This is a genomic window from Georgenia halophila, from assembly GCF_039541595.1.
On the sequence record NZ_BAABGN010000006.1, the window covers coordinates 17,777 to 32,270 of the forward strand.

Genomic DNA, 14,494 nt, shown 5'->3' on the forward strand with positions numbered 1-14,494 from the left:
CCTACCGCCGGGCTATGGTCACGTCCCGGCAGCCCAGCCGCGGCCCGGTACCGGTCACGGGGTCGATCGCACGGACACACACCTCGTGTGTCCCTGCGCGCGCGGGCACAGCGGCCTCAAACCCATGGTGCGTCCCCGTGCCGTGAACACGATCGACGTCGGCACGAAGCCGGTTCGCGGAGACAGTGCTGACCGCGCTCGCGACCCGGACATGAACGTCGATCGGTGACGTTCCGAGGTCCGGGTCGAACGCCCACCCTCGGACCGCGACCGCCTGACCGGAGGCTCGCACGGAATCCAGGTGACCGATCGGTGTCTGCTCGTTCGGTGGATAGACCGTCACTTCTCGGCAGCCGAGGCGCGGACCAGTCCCCGTGACGGGATCGATCGCGCGCACGCACATCTCGTGCGTGCCGGCGCGGACGGGCACCGAGACCTCGAAGCCGTGGTGCGAGCCCGTGCCGTACGCACGATCGACATCGGCACGGAGGCGCTTCGCCGTGACCTTGCGCACCGTGGTGCCGACCCGCACATGGACCTCGATCGGTGCCGGACCGAGATCGGGGTCGAACGCCCACCCACGGACGGCGACCGATTCGACCGAAGGCCAGACGTTGTCCACGTGGCCGATCGGTGCCTGCCGATTTGGTGGATAGACCGTCACGTCGCGGCACTCCAGTCGCGGTCCGGTACCCGTAGCTGGATCGATCGCGCGCACACACACCTCGTGGGTACCCGGTCGTGTGGGCACCGAGACCTTGAAGCCGTGGTGCGAGCCCGTGCCGTAGACACGATCGACGTCCGCACGGAGGCGGTTCGCCGTGACCTTGCGTACCGTGGTGCCAACCCGTACATGGACCTCGATCGGTGCCGTACCAACATCGTGATCGAACGCCCACCCACGGACCGCGACCGCGTCGGTGGACGGGGTCACTCCATCGACGTTACCGACCGGCGGTCGGGTGGCCGCCGCGTACACGTCCCGGATCATCGCGGGGAGCCGACCCTGGATGTTGTCGCCGGGGCAGGCGGTGTCGGCCACCTCCCGGTGGCCGAAGATCCTGGGCAGGTTCTGGCCCGCCGGGCGGGTGGCCGACCCGGGCGAGATCAAGCCGCTGCTGCCCGCGGCGTTGATGCCGCCCTTCGCGAACTGCCAAGCGACGACGTCGGCCATCCGGTCCAGGATGAGCTGCGGCGCCGTCACCCTCGTGAAGTCCCCCATGGCGGAGATGCCGAGCGTGTGGGTGTTCATCGGGCGGGCGTGCCCGCCGATGACCATGTGCCCGTCACGGGAGGCCAGAGTGCCCTTGCGGCCCTCGAAGATCTGCCCGTACTTGTCAACGAGGACGTTGTAGCCGATGTCGCCCCAGTCACGGGTGACGGCGTGGTAGTGATGGATGCCCCGGACGATGGAGGCCGACTGCTCACGCGTGTAGCTGTTCGTCCCGGCCGTGTGATGCACGACCGCGGCTCGCAGCTCTGCGTACTGGGGGACCCACGTCGAGGTGGACTCGTTGACGCCCCAGCCCGAGCGGGTGATGATCTGCGGCCGGGACACGGAGGCCGCGGTCGTCGCGGCCGCGGTGACCTCCGGGCCGTCGCCGGAGGTGTACGCCGCCGTCGAGAATGTCGCTGTCGATGTGTCCGAGTTCCTGGACGTCTCCGAAGATCCCGAGGGGTCGAGCGCGACGTCGTCGACGTCCGCCGTCGGCTCCTCCTGCGGCATGGTGTCCGGAGCGTCCGGCTCGGTGACCTCCTGCTCGGCCTCGCTGGGGTTGGACGGCACCAGGACGACCTGCAGGTCCGCGGGCAGCTCGGCTGCCTCACCGGCGATCTGGACCTGCACCGCCTCGGCGCCTCCGGTGACGAACGGGTCGGTGCCGGCTTTGGCGCCCGTGTCGTCGGCGCCTTCCTCCACACCGGTCTCGAGCCACTCGGACCACCGGCCGGCCTCGAGCACGCGCAGGAAGATCCGGGAGTCCTCGGGAAGGCTTGTCGCGGCGTTCCAGGTGATGGCCGCAACCATGAACTCGTCGGTCCGCATCGGGTCGGTGAGCACGGCGACGTCGTCCAGCTCGGCGCCCTCGTCCGCCGAGCCGTCCGGCTGGTCCGTGGGCACCTCGGTCGGCGTGGGGTCCTCGGTCGGTTCGTCGGAAGGCGCCGGCGACTCCGGCTCGGCGCTCTCGGGCTCGTCCGACGGCGTCGGCTGGGCCGGCTCGGTCGTCGGCTCGGGGGTGGTCGTCGGCTCGGCTGTCGGCGTCTCGGAGGGCCCTTCCGTCGGGCTCGCCTGCTCGGTCGGTCCCGGCGTGGTGCTCGGCTCCTCGCTCGCACCGTCCTTGACGGAATCGGTGGCCGCCACCGTCGTCATCGTGGCGGCGACGCCCGCAGCGGTCGAGGACGAGCCTGCGCCCTCTGTGCTGCCCGCCCCGTCTGCATCGGTCAGGGTCTCGATGCCCTCGACGGCCACGTCCGTGGGGTCGCCCGCAGCGTCGGTGAGCGGGATGCTCGTCACCGGCTCGGCCGTGCCGGGCACGTCTACGGGTGCGTCGATGAGTGGCTGGTCGACCGCGCCGCCGGACGCCTGGACCGACGGCGCGTTGGGAGCCTTGTCGTCGGCGGCAGCTCCCGCCGCGGTGGTTGCGGTGATCATGACGGCGGCGGCAAGGCATGCCACGGCCGTGCGTCGTCCTACTGCCACGATGCCCCTTGGTGTTTGTTGTGGGAAGTGGGACGTGACGGGAGGGCGGCGTCGAGCGTCCGCGGGCGACGGTACCGTGCCTCCGTGCAGATCCCCGTCATTCGCCGCGGCCATTCGGGTGTCGTTCGTCCCGGATTCTCAGAGCCGCGCGCCGCCGTAGTCGACTACACCGGCATCCGTCGGACCCTAGATCTTATGGAGCCAGCTCGTCCGAGCAGGCGCGTCGTAGGAGATCCATACTCCCGCCGAGCGGACACGATCACCTGGTATCGCGAGAACCGGGATTGAGTTGCAGCCGCAGAAGCAATCGCGCAGGATCCGTAGCACGCGGCCGCCTCACCACTCCTCCGAGCTCCGGATCCACTCGTCAACCGCCGCGCCGACGGTGCTGGCCGGTGACAGCTCGAGGAGAGTCCGGGTCGCGACCGCCTCGTACGGGTTGTACCAGTGGCGGCCGAATAGCTTCCGAAAGACCTCGATCTCCCCGACGATGCGTCACCGAGCGGACCGTCGCCGGAGACGGTCGGCTCGACGCCGGGGCTGCCGAGCGGCACAGCCACAACGAGGGCGTCGTCGACATCTGTGCCGATCCCTGGATCGAAGATCACCCTACCTATGGCGGTACTGAGCCCTGGTGCCCGGCGTACTCCCGCGTCTCCCACCATAATCGCGCCCGCAGGCCGGCCGAGATCGCGCGCCGCAGGGGCGTATGGTGCCAGCCGTCGTACCGGCGGTGCAGATACCGCTCCGCGCTGCGGTGATGGGCCCTGATCATGGCGGCCGGCCGCTGTCGCCAGCTCGCGCCCTGGTCGTGCACGACCTCGGCGGAGGGCACGAAGACGTTCTGCCAGCCGGCCTTGCCGAGACGATCGCCAAGGTCGACGTCCTCGAAGAACATGAAGTAGTCGGTGTCGAACCCGCCGACCTGGTCGAAGGCCTCGCGTCGCAGCAGCAGGCAGGAGCCGGAGAGCCAGCCTGCCGGGTGCTCGGCGAACAAGACCCGCTCCTGCTGACGGTGGTACGACTGCGTCCACGGGTTCCGGGGCCACCAGCGTACGAACACCGCGTGTCCGAGACCGTGCAGGAGCGACGGGATCGCTCGTGCGGAGGGGTAGACGGTGCCGTCGGTGTTGAGGACCATCGGCCCGAGCGAGCCGGCCCCCGGGTGCCGGCCACCCGCCTCGAGCAGGACATCGAGCGATCCAGGCGTCCAGGCGATGTCCGGGTTGGCCACCACCAGCCAGGGTTCGTCGGCCTCCGCGGCTCCAAGGTTCGCGGCAGCACCGTAGCCGAGATTGGCACCAGGCCGGATCACGCGGGCGCCGTAACGTCCGGCGATGTCGTCGACGATGTCGTGCTCGGTCCCGTTGTCGACGATGACCAAGGTTGTGGGTGCCCGCGTCGCGTCGGCGAGGCTGCCGGCGAACTCCTCGAGCTCGGATCCAGGGTTGAAGGCGACGGTGACCACCCGAACTGCCGACAACTCCACGGCTGTGAGTCTAGTAGGAGGTCAACGGAACGCCAGAAGTGGGGCCATGCACGCAGGCATCAGCCGATGACCGCCGGGGCCGCGGCACGCCACCGCTCCGCCCAGTCGCCGATCGGCGCTACGCCGACCCGTTCGAGCGCGTCGTGCCCCAAGACGGAGAACGCCGGGCGGACCGCGGGCCGTGGGAAGGCGTCCGACGTCGTTTCTCCCACCATTGCCGGGTCCTTGCCGAGCCCTGCGACGATCTCGCCGGTGAAGCCGTGCCAGGACACCTGCCCGGACGAGGTGCCGTGGTAAGTGCCGGCGGGCGCGCCGGCCTCGGTGAGACGGACGATGAGGTCCGCCAGGTCGGCCGTCCAGGTGGGCTGCCCGATCTGGTCGGCCACCACGGAGAGCGCGTCGCGCTCGCCCGCCAGGCGCGCCATCGTCTTGGGGAAGCAGCCGCCGTGGGCGCCGTAGAGCCAGGCGGTCCGGACGATCAGATGGTCGTCCGTCTCGGCCCGCACCGCCCACTCGCCCGCGGCCTTCGTGCGGCCGTACGCCGACCTGGGCGCCAGGGCGCTGTCCTCCTCGTACGGCACGGTGGCGGCGCCGTCGAAGACGTAGTCCGTGGAGACCTGGACCAGCCGTGCTCCCGAAGATCGGGCCGCCCGGGCGAGGAGCTGCGGCGCAGTGGCGTTGAGCGTGAAGGCCGCGGCCTCCTCGCTCTCGGCGTCGTCGACGGCGGTCCAGGCCGCGCAGTTCGCGACCACGTCCACGTCACGCACGGCTGCCGCGACGGCGGCCGGCTCCGTCACGTCGAGATCTGCGCGCCTCGCGGCACGCACCTCGTGGCCCGCCTCGCGCAGCCGCGCGACGAGATCCGTGCCCAGCATGCCGCCGGCACCGGTCACCAACCAGCGCATACGTGCTCCTCCTGTGCTCGTGCTGTGGCCGTCGCTCACGCGTATCCGAACGAGACCATGTCCTGGGCGTAGAACGCGCGCAGCCGCGTGGTCAGTTCGTCCGAGAGCTCGACCTCGCGGCTGGTCAGGCCGCGGACCTGGCCCGACTCGCGCACCCGCGGCACTTCGGTCGGCAGGCCCAGCTCGTACTGGCGGTTGAGGTCCTGCGCGACGGCGTCGAGCCCGTCCTCCAGGCGGTAGACGTGGCTGCCGGCGAGCAGGAACTCGGCCTGCGGGCGTAGGTGGTTGTCCAGGACGTAGGGGTTCAAGCCGTAGAGGCGGAAGTGCTCCCTGGCCCAGGCGTCGACCGAGGCCGGGTCGCCCGCCAGCCCCCGGCGCGCGCTGCGCATGGCGTACTCCGACCGGAAGCGCGCCAGCGGCTCACGGACCACCATGACGATCGCGGTGAAACGGTGAAGGCGAAAGGTCTCGCGAAGCGGCGCCGCGTGCATGTGCTGGGGAGAGCAGTGCCGGTACCAGTTCTGCGAGTACTTGCCGGTCTTGCCGTCCCGATAGGTCATCGTCCAGCCGTTGGAGACGAAGAGGTTCTCCAGCGACGAGCCGCCTGCCTTGGGGACGTGGACGAAGAGCACCGACTCGTCATCCTTGGTGAACACCGGCATTCGGGCGTGGTCTCTCTCTCGTCACTGGGCCGCCGTCCCGGCGCGGGCGTGTCCGCCGCAGGTCGGCCTGCCACCGAGTGTAGCCCTGAGTCCGGGAGCATGACCGTGCCGCTCGGAACCGCACAGGCGGAGCGGTTAGTGTGGGACAACGGCGCGCACGGGCAGTGCATGCCGCCAGTGACAGACAACGTCGACGGAGAGAGACGAGCGTGGAGCTTCGCGAGCTGACGGTTCCCGGCGCGTGGGAGATCACGCCCAAGCAGTTCGGCGATCCCCGCGGCGTCTTCCTCGAGGCGTTCAAGGAGGAGGCGTTCGTCGAGGCGGTCGGTCACCCGCTCGATCTCAAGCAGGCCAACACCTCCGTGAGCGCCGCCGGAGTCGTACGTGGCATCCACTTCGCGGATGTCCCGCCGTCCCAGGCCAAGTACGTCATGTGCCCGAGCGGGGCGGTGCTCGACGTCGTCGTCGACATCCGCGTCGGCTCGCCGACGTTCGGCCAGTGGGACAGCGTGCTGCTCGACGACACCGACCGGCGTGCCATCTTCGTCTCAGAGGGGCTGGGCCACGCGTTCTGCTCCCTCGAGGACGACTCGACAGTCGTCTACCTGTGCTCCGCGCCGTACGCCCCGGGCCACGAGCACGGGATCAACCCGACCAGCGAGGAGGTCGGGATCGCCTGGCCGACGACGGCGCGCGACGGCTCGCCCCTCGAGCTGCTGCTGTCCGAGAAGGACACCGCAGCCCCAGGCCTGGCAGAGGCTCGCGACCAAGGACTGCTCCCGACCTACGACGACGTGCGGTCCTTCCTCGAGACCAAGCGCACCGCCCACGCCGCGCACTGAGTCCAGGGCGCACCGAGTATCAAGGAGCATTCGTGAAGGTCCTCGTCACCGGCGGTGCCGGTTTCATCGGCGCCAACTTCGTCCACCAGACGACAGAGGCATATCCGAACGCCCAGGTCACGGTCCTGGACAAGCTCACCTATGCCGGCAATCCCGCCTCGATCACCGACCTCGAGCGAGCCACCCTCGTCGAGGGCGACATCGCCGACGCGGACGTGGTGGACCCGTTGGTCTCCGACGCCGACCTCGTCGTCCACTTCGCCGCCGAGTCACACAACGACAACTCGCTCAACGACCCCTCGCCGTTCGTCACCACCAATCTCGTCGGCACGTTCACCCTGCTCGAGGCGGTGCGCCGGCACGGCGTGCGCTACCACCACATCTCCACCGACGAGGTCTACGGCGACCTGCAGCTGGACGACCCGGCGAAGTTCACCGAGGCGACGCCGTACAACCCCTCTTCGCCCTACTCCTCGACGAAGGCCGGCTCCGACCTGCTGGTGCGGGCCTGGGTGCGCTCCTTCGGCGTGGCGGCGACGATCTCGAACTGCTCGAACAACTACGGCCCGTACCAGCACATCGAGAAGTTCATCCCGCGGCAGATCACCAACCTGATCGACGGCGTCCGGCCGAAGCTGTACGGCGCCGGTCAGAACGTGCGGGACTGGATCCACGTCCGCGACCACAACTCCGCCGTCTGGCGGATCATCGAGCACGGGAAAATCGGCGAGACGTACCTCATCGGTGCGAACGGGGAGAAGAACAACAAGGAGGTCGTCGAGCTCATCCTCGAGCTGATGGGCCACTCCCCCGACGACTACGACCACGTCGCCGACCGACCGGGTCACGACATGCGCTACGCCATCGACAACGCCCGGCTGCGGGACGAGCTCGGTTGGGAGCCGGAGTTCCCGGACTTCCGGTCCGGTCTGACCGACACGATCGCCTGGTACCGGGAGAACCAGGACTGGTGGCGGCGGCAGAAGGCCGAGGTCGAGGCGAAGTACGCCGCACAGGGTCAGTAGTTCTGGCGCGGCAGTTCTGGCACGGCCGCTCTGCGCCTGGAGGCTTCCCGGGAGGTTCCGTCCGGCTAAGCCTGACCGATGTTCCCGCCGGGGGTGCCACGGTCCGCGACCGAGCCGCGACCGCGCCAGTCGATCCGGGCCACCGGGCAGGCCGGCCCGCACGGCGTGGGCAGTCCCGTCCAGCCGCGTAGGCGCAGTGCCCGGGCCACCTGAAGTGTCACGGCGCACTCCTCGCGGACCAGATGCAGCCAGCGGTAGCGCAATGTGAGGTCACCGACCGCGACGCCGGCCGCGTTGTCGCGCCAGATGTCATCGTCGGTCTTGGCGTCGTGGTACCGGCGCCCGTCCAGCTCGATCCGCACGCCGAACTTCTCGTAGCGAGCGTCGGCGCGCACGTAGAGCCCGTCGAGGACCTCACGCACCTGCAAAGACGCTCGGGGTAGGCCGTGCCGTCGCGCGCCCCGGTGGTACCTGAGCTCGAGCGGAGACTCAACGCCCTCGCCGACCTCGGCGCACAGCTCCTCGACCAGAGCACGCCTGCGGTGCCGCCGGCGACGGCGGAGCGTTGCCAGTACGTCGTCGGCATCCTCCCGCGACCGCACGTAGCGGCCGAGCAGTCCCAGTATCTCGTCCTCTCCTGCGTCGGGGAGGTCAGCGATGTCGAGGATGGTGTCCGCTGGGTTCGTCGTGCGCAGGTTTCCCCAGGAGTCGGGCACCTTTTCACGCCGTCGGACAACGAGACCCGGGCGGGATGTCACCCGACGGGCATGCGGGACGAGCACCTCGATCGGGCCGGTGTGGCGGTCGGTCAGCTCCCGCCGGTACGCCGCGCTGCGATGGCTGAGCACGGCGCCGTCGCCGGCATACAGCAGGGCGGCACGCGCCCGCGCGCGCCAGCTCGGTGGCCCTGGTCGAGCCAGGTAGACGCCCGGGTACAGGCGGCACCACCGGCGCAGCCGCACCTGGCGCGCCATCCAGTCCGGTGTGGCGCCGAGACCAAGCAGTTCACCCCGGGTCAGGACACCGTCCTGCTTGCCGGCGAGATTGCGGACCCTCCGGAGATCGACGTTCGGGGAACGCGGCATGTCCGTAGCCTGCAGCGGTCCGGCACGCTGGCGTCTCCGCCGGCGCTGGATCTGTGGACAGCAGGGCACCGGCGAGGCCCCCGGAACCGTGGCCGGGAAGTTCCGTCAGGTTAAGCCTGACGAAACCTCCCGCCGGTCGGTCGAATCCGCTCGGCGGCCCTCAGGCGTGGTCGAACGTGAGGCGGCCGTCCCTGCCGACGGTAACGATGGCCTTGGTGTCGACGTCGCGGCCGCCGAACCTCGCCAGCATGCGGTACCGGCCGGGCCGGGCGGCGAGCCTCCCGCGCAGCACCGCTCCCCCGCCGGGCTCGGCCGTGATGGTGGCCGGCGCGGTCTCCAGCGGCTGCAGCACCACGCCTCCGTCCAGGCGCGCCCGGCCGACGACGGCGACCTCGCCGAGCGGGATCTCGTACGCGTCCGCCCCGAGGCGACGGTGCCGGGTGCTGGCCTGCTTCGGCCGCAGGCCCGCCGAGCCCACCAGGCTTCGGGTGGACTGGCCCAGGTCGACGGCGAGCATCCCCGAGCCGGTCTTGTACGCCACCCGGGTCTCGCCCTCTACCAGGGCGACCCTCGCGGGCCGCGAGGTGCGCAGCCCGCGCTGGTTGAGGACGCCGAAGATCTCGTTCCGGGCACTGAGCTCCCACACGGGGTCCGTGAGCGGGCGCCCGAGGGCCGCCGTCGCCGGGTCGAGCGTGGCGACGGCGCGGACGGTCACCTCGGCGGGCCCCCCGGCCTCGCCGTCGACCGAGACCTCGCTGGTGGTGGGCAGCTCCCAGGTGACGCCTGTCTGACGTGATCGCACCGCCAGGGACGAGGCCGCGGCTCGGACGTCGTCGGTGACGTCGTGCAGCTCGGGAGGCAGCACCTCACGAAGGTAGGGCGGCAGGTCGAGCTCGACACGGCCGTCATCGGTGAGCAGGAGGGGTAACGGGCCACCGCCTCGCACCGTCCACCTCGCGGTCGCCACGATCCGGAGGTGGCCGGAGGAGTCCCAGGAGACGTCGTCGACGGTGGAGACGCCGGCCAGCTCGGCGTCGAGGGCGCACAGCTCGGCCAGCAGCTCCCACTCGCCCGCGCGGGCCAGGTGAGCGCGGGCCCGCAGCCGCACGGGCAGTGCGTCGTCGAGCTCGGCCGGGACATGGTTCGTCAGGATCCGGCCCACCGTCTCCTGGGCGGCGGTCCGCCGACGTGGCGGTTGCGCGAAGAATCCGGCACCGAGGCTCGGCATCATCCGGCGGGAGTACTGGTAGCGACGCATCTGCTCGTGCTGGCGCGGGTCGCGGGCCAGCCGGGCGTCGACGTGGACGAAGATGCGCTCCAGCCACGTCCAGAACTCCTCGAGGTCTTCGCCGTAGCTGGTGGAGGCGGTCCGGCCGCCACGGACCCAGTGGTAGAAGGGCACGTCCGCGAGGACGGCGACCCTCGGGCCGTGGGCGGCGACGTCGACGTTGAAGAAGACGTCCTCCCACAGCACCCGCCGCCCCTCGGGGAAACGGACGCCGTGCTCGAGCAGGAAGTCGCGGCGGTACAGCTTGTGGGGGTTCGTGGGCAGCAGCGGGTGGAGGTCGTCGCGGACGGAGGCGTCGGGGTAGTTCCGGTCGTAGACGTCCAGACCCCACTTGGTCTGGTCGGTACGGGTCTCCTTGCCGGCGAGGACGTCCGCATCGTGCTCGCGGGCGTACGCGTAGGCCGCGGCGAGCCCTTCCGGGTACAGCTCGTCGTCGTGGTCCATGAAGAGCACGTACTCGCCGCGCGCCGCCTCGAGGCCGGCGTTGCGGGGGTGGCCGGGCCAGCCGGTGTGCTCGAGCTCGAGCAGCCGGGTGTTCTCGCGTGCTCCGGCGATCCCGCGCAGGCGGGCCACATGCTCCTCGCCCGAGCCGTCGTCGGCGAGGACCAGCTCGTACTCACCGGATGCCATGGTCTGCGCGTCGAGCGAGTCCAGCACCCGGTCGAGATGGTCGGGCCGGTAGGTCGGGACGACGACGCTGACCTTCACAGCTCCGCCTGGTGCGCCAAGATCTGGTCGGCGACGACGAGATCCGTGCGGGTGGTGATCTTGATGTTCCAGTCCTCCCCGCGCACGATCTTGACCTTGTGGCCGGTGTACTCGGCGACGAGGTCGGCGTCGTCACTCACCCGGGAGTACTGCTCCTCCATCGCCTTGCGGTAGGCCTCCTCGAGCAGCTCGCGGCGGAAGACCTGCGGGGTCTGACCGAGCCAGCTGTGACTGCGGTCGAGCGATCCGGAGACGTACTCGTCGTCGTCGACGAGCTTGAGCTGGACGACGGTCGGGGTGCCGAGCATGGCGGCACCGTGCTCGTCGCCGGCGGCGAGCGCTCGGTCGATCAGGTCGGCGTTGACGAACGGCCGCACGCCGTCGTGCACGAGGATCAGCTCACCGGTGGTGGCCTCGAGGCCGAGCATCGCGGAGATGAACCGTTCGGCGCCGCCTTCGACCAGGGTGACGGGCAGGCCCGCCTTCTCGATGAGGATCTCGTGGTAGATGTCCCGGTTCTCGGGACTGATCGTCACGATGATCTCGTCGATCGCCGGGTGCACGAATTCACGGACGGTCTTCTCGAGGATCGTTCTGCCGCTGATCTCGACCAGCAGCTTGTTACTGCCGAAGCGGGTGCCCTTCCCGGCGCACGTGACGATCGCCGAGGCCTTCTTGCCGTTGAACATCGCTAGGAGTCCTTCCTGATTCAGTCACTCGGCCGGTCAGCCGGTTGCTCGGCGCCGCTGCGCCACGAACTCCTTGATGGCGTCCAGCTCCTGCTCGACGGTCATGAGGTAACCGTCGGGCCCGCCGAAGAGCGCGGCATGCTTGGTGCGCATGTCGCGTGTGTAGCCGAGCGTCTCGGGCGTCTCGACGACGTCGGCGTGCTGGCCGGAGATGTCCCGACCGAACACCTCACGCGCGACGGTCTCGCTGGGTACCGGCGGCGGCGCCACGTTGAGCGCGCCGAGCCCCTGCTCGAGCGCCGTCGCGGTGTCCGCCCAGACCCGGCCGAGGTCGTAGTGCTGGAACTCGAGCCGCGGCCGGATGTGCTCGACGCGGTAGTCGTTGAGCAGGTCGTAGACGATCCCCTTCTTGAGGTTCGCCCCGTACAGCTGCGGCAGCCGCAGGATCAGGGTGTCGAACCGGGAGGCCAGCGCGTGCTCCTGGTAGGCACGGTTGGCGCCGTAGGGCAGCAGGCCCTCCTCGGTGACGGGAGTGTCCTCGTCCGGGGAGGTCAGCGGCGGGTAGAGCGACACGGTGGACACGAGCACCAGCTTGCGGATGTCGACCCGACCGAGCAGGTCGACGTAGGCCTGGATCTCGGCCCGGTCCTCGGCACCGGCCTGGTTGATGCGGTGGGAGTCGGCGCGGTTGGCGGCGCTGACGACGAGGTCGTACCGGCGGCCCGCGATCGAGTCGATGTTCGAGGTGTTGTACAGGTCGTCGAATTCGTGCTGGAGGGCGAAGTTCGATCCGACGAAGCCCGTGTGGCCGATGAGGGCGCTGGTCATCGTTCTCCCCCTGTCGAGGCCGAGGTCGTCGATGCGGCCGACTTGGCGGTGCCTGCCCGCTCGAACTGCGGTGTGCCGTGCAGCGGCACCCGCACCACCAGCGGCGAGACGACGGTGCGGCCCTGGAAGCGGAACGCCATCTTGTAGGTGCCGGGCGCGGCCCGGAAGAAGCCCTCGACGTGTGCGCCGTCGGTGTCCCCGACCAGCCGGGCCGGCTGGGCGCCCAGCGCACGGCGAAGCACGGGGCCGACCTTGGGCAGCGAGTGCAGCCGGCCGCTGAGCGCGACTCTCGCCGGCAGCGACCCGGCGGAGCTGAGCGACATGGTGCCCCTGAGCTCGGTGTAGCCGGCGGTGGCGACGTCGGCGATCGGCAGGTCGAACCGGACGAGACCCTTGCGGCCCACCCGGGCGAGCGTGGCGTCCTCGACGAGCGGCCGGGCGTAGCCGACGATGTCACGAACCTTCTGGGCGAGGTCGAGGCTGAGGTTGCCGTCGCGGTTGGTGTAGGCGATCGCGCTCCGACCGCGCAGCAGGGCGGCACGGACCGGGGTGCGTGTCTTGAGGTTCTTGTGCTGGCTCGTCCCGAGCAGGGTGTTCTTCACGTGGAAGTCCCACAGCGGACCGGCCAGCGGAGCGCCGGCGGCCGCCGACCGGATGTCCACGGCGGCACTGGCCCGCACGGTGGCGGTCACAGCCTCCGGGCGGGCCGCGCGCCCGGCGGCGTCCTCGGAGCTGATCGGCTCGATGGCGAGCTCGGCCTTCGTCGGTAGCTCCCAGGTCACGTTCTTGGCCCGGTCGCGGACCGTGATCAGCGAGGAGCCCTTGCGGACGTGGTCGGTGACGTCGAGGTACTCCTCGGGCACCGCGGCCAGGACCTCGTCGGGCACCGCTCGCACGAGCCGGTCGCCCCGCCGGAGCAGGACGAGCGGGCCTCTCGATGTGGTCCACCGGGCGGTGGCACTCACCCGCAGAACGTCGCCGTCCCAGGCGACGTCGGTGGTGGTGCTGACGCCCGAGAGGCCGGCCTCGTAGGCGCGCAGCCTGCGCGCCAGGTCGATGCGGCCGAGGCGGAGCAGATGCGCACGCGGGCGGGTGAGCGGCGGCATCCTCGCATCGACATCAGCGGGCACGTACCGCTCGACCAGGTCACGGAAGCGTTCGAGGGCCATGTCGATCCACTCGTCGCCAGGCTGTCCGAGCTCGCTCCAGACGCGGTTCACCACGCGGGTGTTGTACTGGTGTCGGATCATGGAGCCGCGGGCGGCCTCGTGCTCCTCGCCGGGCAGCTCGGCATGGATGAAGTCGAAGAGGCGGTCCAGCTTGGTCCAGTAGTCCTCCTCGCGTGGCGTGTAGGTCGCCGAGCTGTTCCGGGAGGTCTCCACCCACAGGTAGACCGGGGTGTCCGAGAGGATCGAGATGACCTTGGCGTGCTTGTACGCCGAGATGTTGAAGTAGACGTCCTCCCACAGCATGCGCCGGCCCTCGGGGAAGCGGATGTGGTGCTCGCGCAGGAGGGACGTCTTGTAGAACTTGTGCGGCATCATGGGGAACAGCGCGTTGATGCCGCGCTTGGGCAGGGCGTTGCCGATGTCGCCGGTGTAGTTGCCGATGCCCCAGCCGACGTCGGAGGTCTTGGACTCCTTGGGGCTGAGGATGTCGGCGTCGTTGGCCTTGGCGAACTCGTAGGAGGCGCGCAGGCCGTCGGGGAAGAGGGCGTCGTCGTGGTCCATGAAGAGGACGTACTCGCCCTCGGCCATGTCGATGCCGATGTTGCGAGGTCGGGACGGCCACCCGGAGTTCTCGATCCGCTCGATGCGGACGTTGTCGTGGGCGTCGCGGATCTCTTGCAGGCGCTCCCAGGTGTCGTCCGGGGAACCGTCGTCGACGACGATGAGCTCGAACTCGTCCTGGGGCAGCGTCTGCGTCTCGATGGACGTCACCACCCGGTTGATGCCGTCCCCCGGTTTGTATGCGGGGACGACGACGGAGACCTTCTTCACCGGTCCGCCTTGTGCTCCGGCTCTGGCTCCGGCTCCTCGCCCGCCGTGCCGGAACGACGGGCGTGCTCGAAGACGGCGTCGTAGAGCTCGGTGACGCGCCGCTGCTCGCGACGCATCGCGTCGATCTCCCGCCGCATCTCTCGGAGCTCGCGCTCGTACATCAGGATGCGTGGACCGTGATCCTCGTACTCGGCGTCCCACCGGTTGATGGTCTCGAGGTTCTGCATCGTGCGTGGGGCGATGCGCCGCACGACGTTGCCGACAATGTCCTTCAT

The 14,494-nt window shown here is 70.0% G+C and carries 12 protein-coding genes; 2 read left to right on the forward strand and 10 right to left on the reverse strand.

Annotated features, from left to right (window positions below):
• Position 1 precedes the first annotated feature (1 nt).
• The 4 genes from ABD907_RS07295 to ABD907_RS07310 form a co-directional block, all read right to left on the reverse strand.
• Positions 2-2,674, reverse strand: a complete 2,673-nt coding sequence (locus ABD907_RS07295) for an N-acetylmuramoyl-L-alanine amidase (protein ID WP_345215584.1) — start codon at positions 2,672-2,674, stop codon at positions 2-4.
• Between the two features lie 637 nt (positions 2,675-3,311).
• Positions 3,312-4,187 carry a glycosyltransferase gene (locus ABD907_RS07300; protein WP_345215585.1) on the reverse strand — a complete coding sequence of 292 codons (876 nt, stop codon included), beginning with the start codon at positions 4,185-4,187 and terminating at the stop codon, positions 3,312-3,314.
• Positions 4,188-4,246: 59 nt separating this feature from the next.
• Positions 4,247-5,092, reverse strand: coding sequence for a dTDP-4-dehydrorhamnose reductase (gene rfbD / locus ABD907_RS07305; protein ID WP_345215586.1), 846 nt, complete (start codon positions 5,090-5,092; stop codon positions 4,247-4,249).
• 35 nt (positions 5,093-5,127) lie between these two features.
• Positions 5,128-5,754, reverse strand: coding sequence for a sulfotransferase family 2 domain-containing protein (locus ABD907_RS07310; RefSeq protein ID WP_345215587.1), 627 nt, complete (start codon positions 5,752-5,754; stop codon positions 5,128-5,130).
• 209 nt (positions 5,755-5,963) lie between these two features.
• Here ABD907_RS07310 and ABD907_RS07315 point away from each other — a divergent pair, with 209 nt between their 5' ends.
• Together ABD907_RS07315 and rfbB are read left to right on the forward strand one after the other, a co-directional pair.
• Positions 5,964-6,596 carry a dTDP-4-dehydrorhamnose 3,5-epimerase family protein gene (locus ABD907_RS07315; protein WP_345215588.1) on the forward strand — a complete coding sequence of 211 codons (633 nt, stop codon included), beginning with the start codon at positions 5,964-5,966 and terminating at the stop codon, positions 6,594-6,596.
• 32 nt (positions 6,597-6,628) lie between these two features.
• Positions 6,629-7,621: a dTDP-glucose 4,6-dehydratase gene (rfbB, locus tag ABD907_RS07320; RefSeq protein ID WP_345215589.1), complete on the forward strand. Its 993-nt coding sequence runs from the start codon at positions 6,629-6,631 to the stop codon at positions 7,619-7,621.
• A 65-nt stretch (positions 7,622-7,686) separates the two neighbouring features.
• On the opposite strand, the gene ABD907_RS07325 is transcribed toward rfbB, so the two are convergent.
• The 6 genes from ABD907_RS07325 to ABD907_RS07350 form a co-directional block, all read right to left on the reverse strand.
• Positions 7,687-8,706: a type IV toxin-antitoxin system AbiEi family antitoxin domain-containing protein gene (locus tag ABD907_RS07325; RefSeq protein WP_345215590.1), complete on the reverse strand. Its 1,020-nt coding sequence runs from the start codon at positions 8,704-8,706 to the stop codon at positions 7,687-7,689.
• 160 nt (positions 8,707-8,866) lie between these two features.
• Positions 8,867-10,702 (reverse strand): glycosyltransferase, encoded by a 1,836-nt coding sequence (locus tag ABD907_RS07330; protein ID WP_345215591.1) that lies wholly within the window; start codon positions 10,700-10,702, stop codon positions 8,867-8,869.
• Positions 10,699-11,391 (reverse strand): IspD/TarI family cytidylyltransferase, encoded by a 693-nt coding sequence (locus ABD907_RS07335; protein ID WP_345215592.1) that lies wholly within the window; start codon positions 11,389-11,391, stop codon positions 10,699-10,701. Before ABD907_RS07335 ends, ABD907_RS07330 begins: the two co-directional genes overlap by 4 nt.
• A gap of 36 nt (positions 11,392-11,427) precedes the next feature.
• A complete protein-coding gene (locus ABD907_RS07340; protein WP_345215593.1) occupies positions 11,428-12,219 on the reverse strand; it encodes an NAD-dependent epimerase/dehydratase family protein in 792 nt (263 codons plus the stop codon).
• Positions 12,216-14,219, reverse strand: a complete 2,004-nt coding sequence (locus tag ABD907_RS07345; protein WP_345215594.1) for a glycosyltransferase family 2 protein — start codon at positions 14,217-14,219, stop codon at positions 12,216-12,218. The genes ABD907_RS07340 and ABD907_RS07345 overlap by 4 nt, the downstream gene beginning before the upstream one ends.
• Positions 14,216-14,494 (reverse strand): hypothetical protein, encoded by a 279-nt coding sequence (locus ABD907_RS07350; protein ID WP_345215595.1) that lies wholly within the window; start codon positions 14,492-14,494, stop codon positions 14,216-14,218. Before ABD907_RS07350 ends, ABD907_RS07345 begins: the two co-directional genes overlap by 4 nt.